The sequence below is a fragment of the Leptothoe sp. EHU-05/26/07-4 genome (assembly GCF_043421015.1).
In the GTDB taxonomy this organism is placed as follows: Bacteria; Cyanobacteriota; Cyanobacteriia; order Phormidesmidales; family Phormidesmidaceae; genus Leptothoe; species Leptothoe turfae.
Genome location: NZ_JAXSQV010000002.1, coordinates 1,097,119 through 1,112,425, shown reverse-complemented (window position 1 = coordinate 1,112,425; position 15,307 = coordinate 1,097,119). Strand labels below are relative to the sequence as shown.

Below are 15,307 nucleotides of genomic sequence, written 5' to 3'. Positions count from 1 at the left end.
CAGACTATACCTTAGTTGTATAGCCTGAAAAGTTATAATAATTTATTCTAATAGAAAATCAAAAGTTACCAACGTTTCTTATGTATTAAAATAATTTCCTATGCCTTATTCTTTGTGAGAAAATTCTCATGAAAAACATCAAATAATCAACTGATTTCTCATGAGAAATACAAAGAATCTGGTCGCTACTGGTGACCAGATATTTTATTTAAATGCCATTTAAATAAAATATTAATTATCTGCAAAGTATGACCAATCTAAGCATGTTTGATTCAAAATATTTGCCATTGTGCAAAGCCGGCTCGCAACTTGAGGTGCTCGTTCAAAGTTAGAACCCCAATTCTTGATCGTCTTTTCAGAATAGCCAGTAATGCGATGCAGCTCTTTAATACAAAGTCCCTTGTATCCATATTCAGTGGGCTTAATATTATGCATCTCAGGAACCCACTTAGCGCAGTACTCGGCAGGGCTCAAAGGCTTGTCCATAAACTCGTCTATACCTGATTTCCTTATTTTGGTTCTTTTTACAGTTTGCATTGTGGATTGGTTAGTGTCACATAGTTGCTAATAACTAGCCAAACCATAGGTTATTTAGTCTTAAATGACGACTATTTTCACTCTAAAAAACTATATTTTTTATCTATGCATAGAATAAGTGTTTGGCTCGATTTGTGGGTTTTATTTGGCTAAACCAGAGCTTATCAAAGTTTTTATGCGAGTTCAAACGTGTACAACATGAATCTTTAGTATCAATGGCCGTAATGTTATTTTCAAAACTTATATTCTTATGCTTATAGAAAAGATAGACTTAAGCCAATTTTTCCGGAAAGGACTTAGTCAAACTTGAACCCTTAGCTAAGGTTCATCTACTGAATAAAAGTCTCCTATTCTCCTATTATTAATATTTTGATCATATGGTTTAAATTTGATTGTTCTTATGAGTTAATTGATAGTTGTGGTCCCCTTGGGGACATTGGCAGTACTCATCTGGGCTCTACCGCAAGAGTATTTGGGATATATTTCTTCAGCTAAACGGTCTGTTGTAAATTGATTTACACTGCTTGGAGATGTTGCTAGGCTGATTCTCGTAAGGCAGACCCTGACTCTATTTGGTTGATCATTCTTTTGATAGATCAAAAATATGTCTTGTTGAGAGCAAATAGAGTTATTGCCATCTTTATATAGAATGTAAAGCCTTTCGTTGGGCTTTTACCTGAAAAAAAATAATTTGTTTTCATGGTCAAAATAATACTTATAAGTGATGGTGAGTCAGACTATCAGACACTTGAACAAGGGCTTAATATATATGGATATGACGTAGTTTCAACCAATCGAGGCGATGACGGTCTCCTGTTGGCGCTGACCGAAGCTCCAGATTTGGTGATGGTAGACCTAGATGCACCCGTGGTAGATGGGTGGCAGTTAATTAAAAATCTGAAGCAATCTAGAGCCACGTGGCTGATTCCGGTTATTGTCATAGCAGAGCGATCAGTAGATGGGCAACTGCTCATTCAAGCCGGCTTTGATGCCTATGATCGGAAGCCTCTTTCCCTCAAGCACCTTTTACAAAGAATTGAAATTCTGTTATCTTCTTCAGATTCTCCTCAGGGAAAGGCAAGTACGGTGCAGCCTATTCCGTTGCAACCTCAAACAGTTGATTCTGTACAAAAGAAGATGAGTCTGGAGAAATCCTTATCTTCTACACCAGTTGTTTATGTGGATGACAATCCGACTGATAGTCAGGTGATGTCTGAGATTCTACAGAATGCGGGCTACAGCTACGTTAATATTTCTGATCCTCTACAAGCTTTGCCGCAATTATTGGAGTTAAAGCCCCAGATTATTTTTCTGGACTTAGTTATGCCCATGGCCAATGGCTATGAGCTATGTTCTCAGATTCGGCGTATTACGGGTTTCAAGAAGACGCCAATTGTCATCGTAACCAATAATAATGGCATTATTGATCGGTTGCGCTCCAAATTTGTTGGTGCGTATGGATTTTTGCATAAACCCATCAGAGAGAAACGTGTTCTGGCTATGTTAAAGAAATATGGCTGTAAACCCAATCAGACACTGGCTGATAACATGGTGCCCCTGAGTAGTCTCTCTTCATCAAATACCGTTTTTAAGCGCTAGACTTTAGGCAAAACTTTCTGTATAAAAGGGGCCTAGAGGAAATGTAAGAGAACCGTCAGGATGTGGCACAGTTACGAGGAGACTTAAATGCAGCTATTTGGCTGGTGCATCGTCACCATAGTTTGAGGCCACTGGCCCATCTGGGATGAGGCCACTAGTAATGATTGAAAGAGGTCAAAATGTTCTGTATGGGCAAAATACCACAGATATATCGGAGCATCTCTTACGCGGTACTAGAGGCTTCTCATTAGTCAATATTGTCAAGCAAGAGTCTGTGGATTTTGCAGGTGGTTATGGTTACTTGCTGGAGGCTGAGATGGACGGGATGACTGTGATGCAGTGTGTCTATGTACCAGCTGATGGGCAATATATTCGATCATTGGCAACAGGGGCACGTGGTGCGTTTAGCAATGGACTACCTGCGGTAGAAGAGATTGCTGGTTCAGTTATTGTTAATGATTAGAGGCTGTCATTACGGTTATTTGACTTATCGCGGCGCTCGCTACAAAGCCTGGTAAGTACTCAGCAGATGTGCATTGAGCATTTGCCCTGGCAACCGTCAGGGCTTTTTTCATGTGAGGATATCCTATAAAGCTCTGTCAAAAGGGTGTGAGGCTTGCCAAAATTAGGTGATGGCTGTCCCAGATAAGTCTAAGATTTGCTAGCATGACTCCAAACTTACTACATTATCGTTGTCTTTAGATTCCATGTCCCTGGGTAGCTCGGATTCAGTCGTTGTTGATTTAGAGAATAAATCTATCTGTTAAACGGGTTGATAGCCTACAGTTAATAGGTAGATTCATGCTGAAGATCAGCAATGCCCGAATTATCATCTCGGGAATAACTGTTGTTAAATGACCTAGTCTTCTCTCTATTATTGAGCGGAATCATCTAGCGAATAAAATAATTAGGCACTTTTAAGCTCATGACAAGCTTTAATTATTATTATGACGTGCTCAATTTAGAGCCAGGCAGCACAAAAGAAGATATTAAACGAGCTTATCGCCGTTTAGCCCAGCAGTGGCATCCAGATAAATTTTCTAAAAAGCCAGATCAACTGCCAGAGGCACGGGAGAAATTTGAGTTAATCAAAGAAGCCTACCACAAGCTTATTCATTCTCCCTATGGGGATACATTAAAAAATGTAAGTACTAAAATCTCAGTACGTCCTCCCAGCGCTGAGGAGCATTATCAAGAGGGGATTGGGTTGCTTCGAGCGGGTAAACGTAAACAAGCGGTTGAGAGTTTTAACCAAGCTATTCGCAAAAGGCCAAACTATTTACAAGCGTATCAGGCTAGGGCGTTTACCTTAGAACAGCTCGGTTTAGGCCTGCAAGCTAAAGCCGATTTTGAAAAGGTGGCTACGCTCAAACAGCAAATGTCGTCAGCCCCATCCTCAAACCCTGATGTGAATGGCCGACCTGATGTTGAACGTACATTTCAACGGGGGGTGCTTCAGTTCAAATCGCGAAGATATGGAGCTGCGATTGAACATTTCACTACGGTCATTCATCTTAATCCTAACCATATAGAAGCCTATCGGTATCGCAGCCAGGCCTACTTTCGTCGAGGCTATGACGATAAGGCTAATGCAGATTTTAGACGCCTGCGCGACTTGGAGCAACAAGCTAAGGAACCAGCATCAAGGCCATCGTCCTCATCGAGGCCATCGTCCTCACCGAGAAAGTCCTCACCGAGAAAGTCCTCACCGAGAAAGTCCTCTCATTCAACGTCTAGATCTTTGTCTAGATGGCAGTGTATTCATACGTTGTCGCGCCATACGGGGGATGTTTCTGCTGTTGCGATCGCAAGAGACGGAAAAAAACTAGTCACGGGCAGCCACGATAAAACCCTACGGTTGTGGAGCGTCAAGACCGGCAGTTTACTGAGAACCCTCAGTGGCCATAGTCAAGCAGTTCACTGTGTTGCGGTTAGTTGGGATGGTAAATTGATCGCTAGTGGTAGTGCCGATACCACCATCAAACTTTGGGATATGCGCACAGGGGAATTACTGCGCTCGTTTGGTAATTTAATCTCGGGACATTCAGCTACGGTTACGGCCCTAGCATTTAGCCCCAATAACCAGTTTTTAGTCAGTACGAGTCAAGATGCAACGGTGCGTCTGTGGTCCTTAAAGTCTGGCAAAGAAATTTATGCCCTTAAGGACTATCCAGAAGAAATCTTAGCTTTAGCCATGGGGTGGGATGGCAAAGCCATGGTTTATGGAGGAAACAGTAATCAGCTGCATATACGACACACTAAAACTGGCAAATTAATTCGTTCTTTCTCCATTGATAGCCAACCTAATCGAGCTGTAGCTTTAAGCCGCCAGAGTTCTCTTTTGGCAGTCGGTAGCGGCGACAAAATTGTGATGTGGAATCGTCAGTGCCAGAAAAAACTGTTTGAACTCAAAGGTCATACTGCTGCTGTAAGTTCCTTAGTCTTTAGTACAGGTAATCAGATTGTTGTAAGTGGTAGCTACGATCAAACAATTAAGCTTTGGAATGCAAGCACTGGACAAAATATTGATACTCTAACAGGGCATCAAGCCGCTGTCTGCTCCGTTGCCTGTAGCTTAGATGGCAAAGTGATTGTAAGCAGCAGTGCTGATACAACGGTTAAGATTTGGCAGCAGACTTAAGGCATATTTATTAGTTGTTGCCAGTTTGTTGGACGGTGTACCCCTTATCTTGTAGCAGTTGAACTACACTATCGTCACCGACTAAATGGGCAGCACCAACCACCACCAAGTAGTCTTCGGGTTGATTAATATAAGATTCAATGTCCGGCATCCAGTTCTGATTACGCTGTACCAGCAGAGCATCATAGGCCTCAGGAAAACCGGCAAAGCCCTCTAGTATCAAACTTTCAAATGTAGGGGCATCACCTGATTTCCAGGCTGAAATCATTGAACCCATTACGGTTTCTAAGGCATCTAATTCTAAAATGGTTTGCTTAACGAGGTCTGCCTGGATAGACGGAGGCATATCGTCTAAGAACCCAAATTGTTCTTCAATGGTTTCCAAGGCTAAGACATTTTTATTGGCTAGGCTCGCTTCATTGAAGAAATAGGTATCTACGCCATAGGCTGGCTCAAAGCCTAGCTGTAAGAGTTTGAAAACCGATAGGTTGATGAAGAAAGCCCAAGGTTCAAAGTTGTTAAATCCAGCGAAGGGCAGGCCTATGGCGGTAGCTGTTTCTTGTGCTAGTCGATAGGTCTCGTCATCGAGGGCGTTATAGATGACTTCATCTGGGCTATCGGGTGCTGCTGCTGCCAAAAAGGTTTGTAGAGTTTCTGGGCTTTCGGATGCACCAATGTTAACTTCAAAAACAACGGTTTCGGCATCTTCAAATGCAGCTTCAATAGGCTGAGCCAAGGGATAATCCGTCTCTCTTAAAAGATGGATGGCACCAAGCAGATACACCGTGTTGTTAGGGGATTCAATTTCCCATAGGAAGGTCTTATCTTCAGCCTGGCTTGGTTGTACTAAGCTGAAAAAAGCAGCCAATGGCAGCATTGCTGTCAGGCAAGTTCTAGAGAAAGGACTTTTAATGTTCATGGCTTCTGTATTTGAAGTTTAAACATAGATAAGCTGTGCAATTTTCCAGGTCTAACACACATAGAGACTAAGTGTCATTATAGATTAAGGTTTAGTGGATGGTACGGCATCGCTAATTCTGGCGTTATCGTCATGCATTTATGTAGGATAGTGATGACGAATCCAGAGCTTAAAGGGCGCACGAATGTACGCCCTGAGTAAGACAGTGGGGTGTCTAGTAAAAATTTTAGAGCTCTCCCAGTGATAACCTTTTAGTCTAAAATTCGCTCTCTTACGATGCGAATGCTGCCCCAAGGAGATAGTCTTCCCTGAATTTGTTGTTCTAAAAGCATGGCTAACACATATGCTTTAAGTGCCTGGTTACGTTTATTTAGGTAGCTCATGTCAGATAGTTTTTTGTTCTGGGTTAGTTGTTTAATAATTTGAGTGTTTTTACCCAGGGGATGAGCTTTTGTCAAGGAATACCACATAGATGATGCCATCAGCAAATGGGCACACGTATTCATGACATTTCGTTGGGAGGCAAACTGTCGTGAAAAGCTTTGTTCAAAGTCGTTTTCAACGTGAGTAATCCACTTAGGATACATGAGATGTATAAGCCCTATCTCATTGCCACTTAATTGCTTCAGTAGCTTAGGCATCTGCTTTGTACCCGTACACCCTTTTTTGAGATCAGCAAGCAGTATTTGACCAATGGCTGTGCATTTAGACATGTCCTGTAGCTCTATAGATATGCCCTCCTCACATAATGTCCAAGCTGTTTTTAGGTCACGGATACGTGCCACTATATGATGCTCAGTCAACGTCAAAAACTCAATAAGTATTGCTAAAACAGTTTTGACAACTTTAAATGCTAAGTCCCGAATAGGATAATCGTGCAAACCAAGTCTTTTCTCAAACTGACGAAAGGTATTCCCTAATTGATAGTGCCTCAAAATAGGACTCTGATCGGTCCAACTGGCTAACTCCAGAATAGCTTTCCTCTGTTGAGAGATCCCATAACCTTTGGCTTCGGTGCGTGCTCTTTGGATTTTCTGATAGATGCTGGTGACAAGCTTTAAGGCCATTATCAGGTTATCAACAGTGGTTACATCAAGCCCGAGTCTGGTAGTGTGGTGAGAGCTAAACCTGTTATGGGGCAGCAACTCTATGAGATTGAAAAAAGCCTTGCCATCCATCTGCTGATATTTTAGACAGACATCTATGGTTCTGGAGACTTGTGTTTTAAGTTGTTGTGCCCAGTAAATCTGATGGGATAGCTGTTGGTTAATGGCATGTCTCCAGGCTTTACTTTGGTTTAGATTAATATTTGCTAGTTGACAGATGTCATCTTGAGTACACCAGCCGCCAGATGACTGTTGCTGGATTAGTCTCTCCTGAAAAAAACTTACTTCTTCAGTGATTTTTGGTAGTCTAAACGCAAAATTGCCGTGGCCATATTTTTGCGTCAGCCAGGTGCAAAATGTAGTCGCATCCTGAGGCCGAATACCCATAATTGGCTGCAATGCCATATCAGCCGTAAAAACAGGCTTTAACCAATAGTCTGGTTGATGAGCAGCACCTGTTGATCTGCGCTGTTCATCAATAAACAATTGATATTCACAAGCCATGACATGTGTTTGATCAATCTCCAGGTTACGGGCAACGGGCACCAACCGATCAAACCGCTGAACTATTTTTACCTCTGCGGCTTTAGTGCGCAATATTGGATCATCAGAATTTAAATGGGTATCTAGGGCATTCTCTAACCGTGTCCGCAACGGCAAGTCAACCTGCATAGCTTCGGCTAAACAATCATAGACAAGTTTGAAAGCCACTACACTCTTGGTGCCTGATGTGGCTAATTTGTGAGCCTCTTCAATAATGCGAGTTGCGTTGCTTTGGGCCGCATATAAACGAATGGTTTCTGACCACCATGCATGTAAAATACGCGCAATCAAAAGATGCTCACACCGTTTATTTTTAATCATCGAAGCGGCTAAATATTCTTGAATACAGCGATGATTAAATTCATAGAAGCCGACTTTATCACTTAAGGTCAGTAGACCAACATCGTTGACGACGTAGGAAATGAAGGTTTCAACACTAATTTTTTCACCCCCTGGACACTCATTTAAGCTTTTGCGTACAAGGCTTTGAATAGTCTGATCCTCAAGCGAGAACAGTAGTCGTTCTTTCATTACTAGTTCAAAGGCTAAACCCTGAAGCACTAAAAGCGTTTGATCAGCGGTTAGTTGGATGCTCTTTTGCTGTCCTTCAGAAACAGTGCGACGCTCGATCATCACTTTACAAATCTCTTTATAAAGTGCTCCTCGTGATTTAGGCAGTTCGTACCCATTCTCATAGATGGTGATGATCATAATGAGTAATAATGGCGTACTCGTCAGCTGAAAAAGGTAGGGATTTCGCTTGATCCTAACAATCAACTCATTGGCTTTACGATGAGCTTTGACGACAGTGGCTGCTCTATCTCTTTTGTTTTTAGCGCCCTGACTTTTCATCTCTTCGTGATGCTCATACCATGAAAGAATAAACCTCTCTGCCTGTTTGAAGTTGATCGAGCGAATTTCGAGAAATGTTGTAATTCCTTTGATGATCTCTTTGCGATCTGTAAAAGGACGAGATGTTACGATAAACGCTGAATCTGGATATAATCGAATCTGTTGAGAAATCCAGTGTCCTATTTTTGCTTGGTCTTGTTCATTACCAATTTCATCCATGCCATCGAGCATTACCAGGCAACGCCCTCGCTTTAACTGGCGATGAAACCATCCCAACGCAGGGTTCAATGTTTGAATGGATTCCTGGGTTTCGACCAATGTTGCCAAATTTTGAGATGGATCACTCAAAATAGTTGAAGTGATTTCTCTAAGGGGTAAAAAAACGGGAATTAATCGCCTAAACTTACGGGTGGCCTTAGTGCGTTTTACGCCTGAACTGGCCAATAGCAGGTACTTAAGCAGGGTGGTTTTACCAGCACCAGGATTACCCGTAATCATAATGGGTTGATATTTTCGAGTGCCCCCTCTGCTGGTCAACGATTGCCAAATGGCAGATAGACCATATTCATCGGTTGGGCGTATGGGGGTTTTGTGGTAATCGTCATAGGAGAAGTTAAAAGAGATATAGACTTCTTCTAGCTCACAGTTAAAGGCAAGATTGGCCTTAGATCCGGGGAGTTCAAAATCACCATAAAGGGTTTGTACAAACTTTTGATAGCGATCTATAAACCTTAGCGGAGCCTGATAGCGTAACAGTTGAATCAATAAGCTGACTCCGTCAAAAAGGTAATCTGCCAGAGAGTCTACTTTTTCTCCTAGCTTTGTTTCTAGTCTTTTTGTGAAACGTTGAAAGAGGTTTTTGAGAATTTCTAGAAAAATTGCTGATGTGAAGGAAAAAAAGAAAACCTCGCTGATGTCTAAATTGGATACTTTCTTACTCCAGATCAGTGCTGCGGCGATGCCACTAGACATCGCAATATTGGTGCCAAATTTCGATAAAAATAGCTGTAGCCCAGGAAATGGATTATTTGGGGTAGTCATGGCAATAGACGAACACACTCACAGGACTTATAGTTCTATATAGTTCTGGGTTATGTACGTAGTATTTGTGCCAGACCCTAAGCCGATTTCTGGGGTAACTCTTTAAGGCGGGAAATAAATACAGCTTTCAGGTGTGTATAAATAAACACCTCAGTCAAAGACCAGAAAAAGAGCTCTGCAGCAATGCTCAGAGCCATGTATCGTACCCATGCAAAGTAAAGTTGGGAACGATGTCTCTTACTATACGAGAGCGCAGTCAAAAAGTCGCCGATTGTATCAAAACGAATGCAAAGCAAGGGATAGAGTCGATAGCAACCACCCTTGGCATCAGCAAAAGTAGTGTGCATCGTCATCATCAGGCCATTGCACGTCGCAACCAGCATCCGGAATCAGGTTTGTGGGAAACTGCGGCTGGGACTGCCTGGCTATTACGTCTGGTGGTGGGGGTGATCTATCACTTTGGCATTAAGCACGGGGTAGGAGCCGAGAGCCTATCGGAGTTCTTCAAAGCCGTTCACCTCGATACCCATGTGGGGAGTTCTGCGAGTGCGCTACGTCAACTCAAACACCGTCTCTATGAGGCCATAATGGCCTACGAAACGGCGCAAGCCGAGCAGTGCCAACCGGTCAACAAACCTGGCATCTGTCTCGGAGGGGATGAAACCTTTTTTGGCCTGCCGATTCTGGTGCTGGTGGAGTTAGCCAGTGGGTTCATTTTTACAGAAGTGGAATGTGAGAACCGCCGTTATGACACTTGGCTCAAACAGACTGAGACCTGGTGGCATCAGACCCAATGGCAGTGTCACTTTATGGTCAGTGATGGAGCTCGTGCCTTGGTCAAACTAGCGCTCTGCGGTCTGGGAACAGCCAGTGTGGCGGATCTATTCCATGCGATGCGGGCGCTCGGACGTCCTATCGGCAGTGCTCTGGGACGTCAACTCGCTCAGCTTGAAAAACAAGTAGACACCCTTCACCACCAATTAGGCCAAACAACAGACAAGGCCAAGCAACAGGTCTTGTCTTCGCAGCTAGAGTCCCTCTCTCACCAACACCAACAGCTTGAACAAGATCAACACATTTACCATCAGGCCTTGGCAGACATTAGCCAAGCGGTCCATCCCTTCACGCTCGACACGGCCCAATGGCAATTCTTCGACGGCTTAACCACACAACTGACCGTTCCCTTGAGCACCTTGAGCAAGTTGACTTGTCTCTATGGGGGCGATACGGCTCAAAAAGCGATTGCCACCTTTCAAGCTCAGATCCCCCATTTTGCCACGGGGATTCATGCCTGGTGGCAGTGGGTGATCCAGGCCTTAGCCACTGAAACTCAGGAGGTTGACCTCCAAAATTGGGTACTGACAGCCTTGTTGCCCTGGGTCTACTGGTTACAACAAGCTGATAAAACTCGACAGCCTCACCTCAAATCTCGCTATCAACAGGCCGCTAGCGATGCCTATGATCAGCTCATGGCCCAGACGATGACCCTACAGATGGATGCCCCTCAACACCAACACTGGGTGCAGTGGTGTCAGTGGATGTGTGCAAAGTATCAACGCACCTCCTCTGCTGTCGAAGGGCGCAATGGCTATTTGTCGCAGCGCCATCATGTCAACCGAGGCTTTTCTCATCAGTCGTTGAAGGTGCTTACCATTATTCACAATTTCGACCTGAAACGACCCGATGGCACCACCGCCGCACAACGACTCTTTAGACAGCCTTTTCCGGACCTATTTGAATGGATTCTCAGTACGATTGATGAGCTGCCAATGCCTAGACGGTCATATAAAGCACATCAGATACAACCGTTACACGCAGAACTTTTCCCGGCTTAAGTTGTTACCCCATTTCTGTAGACCCTGTTGGCAGAAACCGGCAATTGCGATCGCACCCAAGCCGATAGTAATAGTCCTCTGATAGGTCAATAGAAACTGTAGTGCTCTTAGACCAGCAGCACGAAAAATGGAAGCCTGAAACAGGACCAAGATAGAGAGAAATCAATTGCGGCTTAGCCAGTGAAAAACGACTGCGAGAGTAATCTACCACTCCAGCACAGGCAGTTAAAGCGCTTGCACTAAATAATCACCCCATTACCCCATCACTCATCCCCCCATCTACATCCCCAACCTGGGTCTTTAGTTTTGTGCAGGCAGTTAAGCCGAGTCTGACTGTGGCAATAGGCTTACTCTAAAAATTTGATAGTGGCCCACCCTACTAAATGCTTGAATGTTGACAGCAGAATGGTTCCACATCCAGCTTTTCTCAAGCTGTCTCAAGGGGGATATCGATTGGATCTTTGCTGATATTTTTTCGTTGAAATTTCCCAGAGGTAAAGACTCTAGCATCTGTCTGAGATTTTCAATTGAAAATGTTGACTCAAATCCAATGTAGTATTTTAATCCCGGTAGAGCATTAACTCCATCCAGCGTGCGCAATACTCGGTCATCGTAGTATTTATCCTGAAATTGTTGCCAAGCAATCAACTCATCTGGGGTCAGGTTATTGTTTTCATAGACACTAAAGACACTTAGCTCTGGGTAGGCAACACGCAGGTAATGAAAATCTGCATATTCCCAAGGGACTAGAACAGAAAATGGCTGGTCACCTGCGTCAAGCTGAATCTTGTCGATAGCTGTTGCGAACTGATCGGTCCTGACTTCGTGCTCGGTTAAGGGTTGGATCAGGGCTGCGCTGACGATAATACTCACCATGCCAGCCGCCCAAAGGGTTCGATAACTGGGTTTAGGCATACGATTGGCCCATATCTTTAGAGTATCGAGGGCTAACCACACCAGGCCAGCCAAAGGGATAACGCTGAGGGTCAGATATCGGGTTTCCAATCGTGAAAGAATTACAAGGAATGGTACTGTTGCTAGACAAAGCCAGACGACCATAAACCATTTCCAGCGTCGGTTAGGGTTGAGTAACGCTAGGGGTAGAGCTAGTAAAAATAAACCATAGGTGAGCGATAGCTGAAAAAGCTTAGCGACCAGTGGCTTAGTTTGCTGATTGGCCACTGCCATAAATTCTAAAAATTGGCTAAGGGGAATTTTTAATACAAATAGCGTTAGGCCAAAGAGGATTAAGGAGCCAATGCCAATGGCGACGATGCGCAAGATGGCGTTCCGTAATGAGCATTTATATTGGCCAAAGAGCAGAATAGTTGCGGCGAATGAAATATATATCCATGCGTGAACGTGTTTGGTTAACCCAGTGAGTGCAAGGAAAATAGCGGAAAGTATTAGCCACCTGAGCCACGTTTGGTGTTCAAGTGACATTAGTAGAAAGAGACAGGAAAGGGCAGCAAATAAAAGAGCGGGTATATCAGGGCAGGTCTTAAAGGCGAGAAACACCGTCATTGGTGCAAAGAGGGAGAGAAGTGTTGCTTGACCTAGTCCCTTGGCACCGGGCATGAGTAACCGCAGGGTGAGATATCCGGTTACAGCTAGAGCGACAAGCATTAGCAAATAGACTACTATGACCGAGTTAACAAAATCCAGACCTGGCCCATGGAATGCGGCGATCCCTTTCATGATTGCTATGTGGCCAAGGCGAGAAACGTTAAAGCCTGGTATACCGCTGGGTTCAAAGCCTTCGTAGAGAATCTGTTGCCAGGGTATGTAGGCGGCTGTGTAGAGATAGCCTGGTTCATCCCAGTGCAGTCGGCCATCATGGCTAATCCATAACCATAGTGCAATTGCGAATACACCCAATAGGAGTTCGCTCCATTTGAAGGCGATTTTCCCCCGGAGACTATTCATAAGGAGGTGTCCTGCGAGATTGTGCTAGAACAGCCGTGCCATGTTGTTTTTGCGAATCGATCAGATTACGCGATGTGAATTGGGAACCACTAAATTGGCAATCGTTGCGGGATTTGTGTCAAGGACAACAATGTTGTTAGGGAAATATACTGACAAAGCTTGAGGCAATGCTAGCAAAATTGTTCGTTCTTATGTATTGAGCTTATGAATCGTTATGATAGCTTCCGTTAATTATGAACAAGCTATTCGGATTATTTTTATGTAGCTAATAAAGGACCTGCTCACCTAACTAACTAAGACGTCTATACTTTTGTTTCAGACGAATACCGATGTTAGAGACTTGTCAATAAAGAGTTTGGTAATATCTTGCTAGAGTCGTAACAATAGTATCCACTCCCATAATGCAGATGCTTGCAAAAAACAAGTTATTCAGTCTCTAATCAGTTTCATTTAAGGCAATACTTCTGCGACCGTCAGCGACAGATCACCAAAATTGGACGATGAGATATGATCGTTCCCACTCAACAGATTTTTCTCAACATAAGAACCATCCATCAATTCCAACACTAAAATCGTTTTCTCCTGAGGATTTACGATCCAATACTCAGGAATATCAATTGCCTCATACTGGATTCGTTTAGCGATATAATCACGGTCTCGCTGAATCGCTCCAGGGCTAACTACCTCAACTACCAGAAGGGGAGGAGCCATCGATAATCGAATGGTGTTCCGCTGCTTGAGCTGTTCAATGTGCTCTCCACGAATCACAGTTAAATCAGGGTATCGGTTTTTAGGTTCCCCATAGACCTCTAACTCCAACCCATGACTCCGAACTCTTTGATAACCAACCTTAGCTACAAATAGGGTAAGCAAAAGGGTAGCAACTTCAACATTCAACCCTGATTCTGGTGGCAACTCAATTAATTCTCCATTAAACAGCTCGTATAGCTTATCGCTGTTGTCGTCGTAGGCGAGATAGTCTTCAAATGTTTGAAATCGTGGTTTGAGCTGAACCATGGAATATCACCTGCCTTTAAGCAATGGATAACGGTGCTGACAGACTTGGGCAACTGCTAACTGAACTATTACCACGACCTGAGCAATTTGGTACAAAAATATTATAGCGCTGCTGTTGCAAACAACTGTTTGCTTAAAAAACTGACCGAGCGATCTCGCGTGCGATCGCTCAGCCTCCAAACCCTAGCTAATCTTCACCTTTTTGGTCAAAATTGCCATTACCTCATTAGGGCGTCCGGTGGGTAGCGGACGGCTCCAGTCGTTGGGGTCGGTGTAGTTGAGTCTATGCAGCAGCTTGATGGTGGTCTGCACAAAATGCAAACTCCCTAGCAGCAGATGCCGTCCTGTTTCATAGGAGGATTCTGGCAGTGGATCAGGTAGATTGGTGAGCGCTAATGCGTCCTGGTTTGGGTCTTGAAACATGGTTCTGGTTCTCCAGAGAAACGATAGGAAAGCCAGAACCTAATTCCTCAGCCCCCACGAAATGTGTGGCAAATCGCAGGGGTTGAGGCATAATAACCCCATCCCAAGGATTGCTTTGGAATCCGCGGGTAGCCATCGGTTAGGTGTCGCCACACCTGCCGATGGTGCTAAGTATTAGGTTCTAGTAGAACAGCTGCACTGGCAGCATTGAGTTACCTTAGAACGGCAACCAGGCTTTCGTCAAGCTGTCTTTAACGGCCTGTTATCAAGGTTTTTGAGAGCCATATTTAACTTGGAAAACACTCATTTCTCTTCTAAGCTGCTAGCAAGGTATTCATTTGTTCTTGCAATTTAGACGATACTACGAGAGGTTGATAGACTTCGCCTTCATAGGGCCGCCAAACATAGCCTGGGCTAAATGGTCGAAATGTTGAGGGTTGGTCAATTGATCGCCAGAGTGTTTCTGATAGGACTAAGCCTGGACAATCTAGATCAGTCGCATCGTCTAGCAACTCATTATGGGTTCTAAATTCGTCTACTTCGACACCGACTAGAGCAAAGCGATAGGTGGGAGAAGACTTCAGATGCTGATAGAGAAAAATCCCGCGTTCTGTCATGAGATAAGCAGAGTCGGGGGATTCAATACCTATTTCGCTCAAACCGTCAGGACAAACGCGACACCACCAATTATCATCGATATCTTGAAAAATCGTGGTGTGGCATTGGGACTGGGTATTGTTGGATAGAGTCCACGACACAGCATCAAAGTGTGCAGAGAATAGCTCAGCTGTATCTTTGTTCGGACCACAATCTACTGATAGACCAAATACCCATGCCATCTTAGTTCACCTTTTCCCAATAGTCTTGA

General features: G+C 43.9%; 11 protein-coding genes. 4 read left to right on the top strand and 7 right to left on the bottom strand.

What is annotated here, in order from left to right; translation table 11 throughout:
- Positions 1-231: 231 nt before the first annotated feature.
- The gene (locus U2F10_RS06510) at positions 232-537 is read right to left on the bottom strand and encodes a hypothetical protein (protein ID WP_163670791.1); all 306 of its coding nucleotides are present in this window, start codon (positions 535-537) and stop codon (positions 232-234) included.
- A gap of 699 nt (positions 538-1,236) precedes the next feature.
- On the opposite strand from U2F10_RS06510, the gene U2F10_RS06505 reads away from it, so the two are divergent.
- From U2F10_RS06505 to U2F10_RS06495, 3 genes are all read left to right on the top strand, one after another.
- Entirely contained in the window at positions 1,237-2,136 is a 900-nt protein-coding gene (locus tag U2F10_RS06505) for a response regulator transcription factor (RefSeq protein WP_163670788.1), read from the top strand.
- A gap of 160 nt (positions 2,137-2,296) precedes the next feature.
- Positions 2,297-2,599, top strand: coding sequence for a hypothetical protein (locus U2F10_RS06500; RefSeq protein WP_163670787.1), 303 nt, complete (start codon positions 2,297-2,299; stop codon positions 2,597-2,599).
- A 462-nt stretch (positions 2,600-3,061) separates the two neighbouring features.
- A complete protein-coding gene (locus U2F10_RS06495) occupies positions 3,062-4,777 on the top strand; it encodes a WD40 domain-containing protein (RefSeq protein ID WP_499871379.1) in 1,716 nt (571 codons plus the stop codon).
- A gap of 10 nt (positions 4,778-4,787) precedes the next feature.
- Here the strand turns inward: U2F10_RS06495 and U2F10_RS06490 are convergent, their stop codons facing one another.
- Positions 4,788-5,696: a TraB/GumN family protein gene (locus tag U2F10_RS06490; RefSeq protein ID WP_499865476.1), complete on the bottom strand. Its 909-nt coding sequence runs from the start codon at positions 5,694-5,696 to the stop codon at positions 4,788-4,790.
- Positions 5,697-5,947: 251 nt separating this feature from the next.
- Entirely contained in the window at positions 5,948-9,238 is a 3,291-nt protein-coding gene (locus U2F10_RS06485) for an NACHT domain-containing protein (RefSeq protein ID WP_499871377.1), read from the bottom strand.
- A 230-nt stretch (positions 9,239-9,468) separates the two neighbouring features.
- Here U2F10_RS06485 and U2F10_RS06480 point away from each other — a divergent pair, with 230 nt between their 5' ends.
- On the top strand, positions 9,469-11,073 hold the full coding sequence (locus tag U2F10_RS06480) for a DUF6399 domain-containing protein (RefSeq protein WP_499870936.1): 1,605 nt from the start codon (positions 9,469-9,471) through the stop codon (positions 11,071-11,073).
- A gap of 318 nt (positions 11,074-11,391) precedes the next feature.
- Here the strand turns inward: U2F10_RS06480 and U2F10_RS06475 are convergent, their stop codons facing one another.
- The 4 genes from U2F10_RS06475 to U2F10_RS06460 form a co-directional block, all read right to left on the bottom strand.
- Positions 11,392-12,999: a glycosyltransferase family protein gene (locus tag U2F10_RS06475; protein WP_499871376.1), complete on the bottom strand. Its 1,608-nt coding sequence runs from the start codon at positions 12,997-12,999 to the stop codon at positions 11,392-11,394.
- Positions 13,000-13,449: 450 nt separating this feature from the next.
- Positions 13,450-14,016, bottom strand: coding sequence for a Uma2 family endonuclease (locus U2F10_RS06470; protein ID WP_499871375.1), 567 nt, complete (start codon positions 14,014-14,016; stop codon positions 13,450-13,452).
- Positions 14,017-14,199: 183 nt separating this feature from the next.
- Positions 14,200-14,439: a hypothetical protein gene (locus U2F10_RS06465; protein WP_499871373.1), complete on the bottom strand. Its 240-nt coding sequence runs from the start codon at positions 14,437-14,439 to the stop codon at positions 14,200-14,202.
- A gap of 314 nt (positions 14,440-14,753) precedes the next feature.
- The gene (locus tag U2F10_RS06460; RefSeq protein ID WP_499871372.1) at positions 14,754-15,278 is read right to left on the bottom strand and encodes a hypothetical protein; all 525 of its coding nucleotides are present in this window, start codon (positions 15,276-15,278) and stop codon (positions 14,754-14,756) included.
- Positions 15,279-15,307 lie beyond the last annotated feature (29 nt).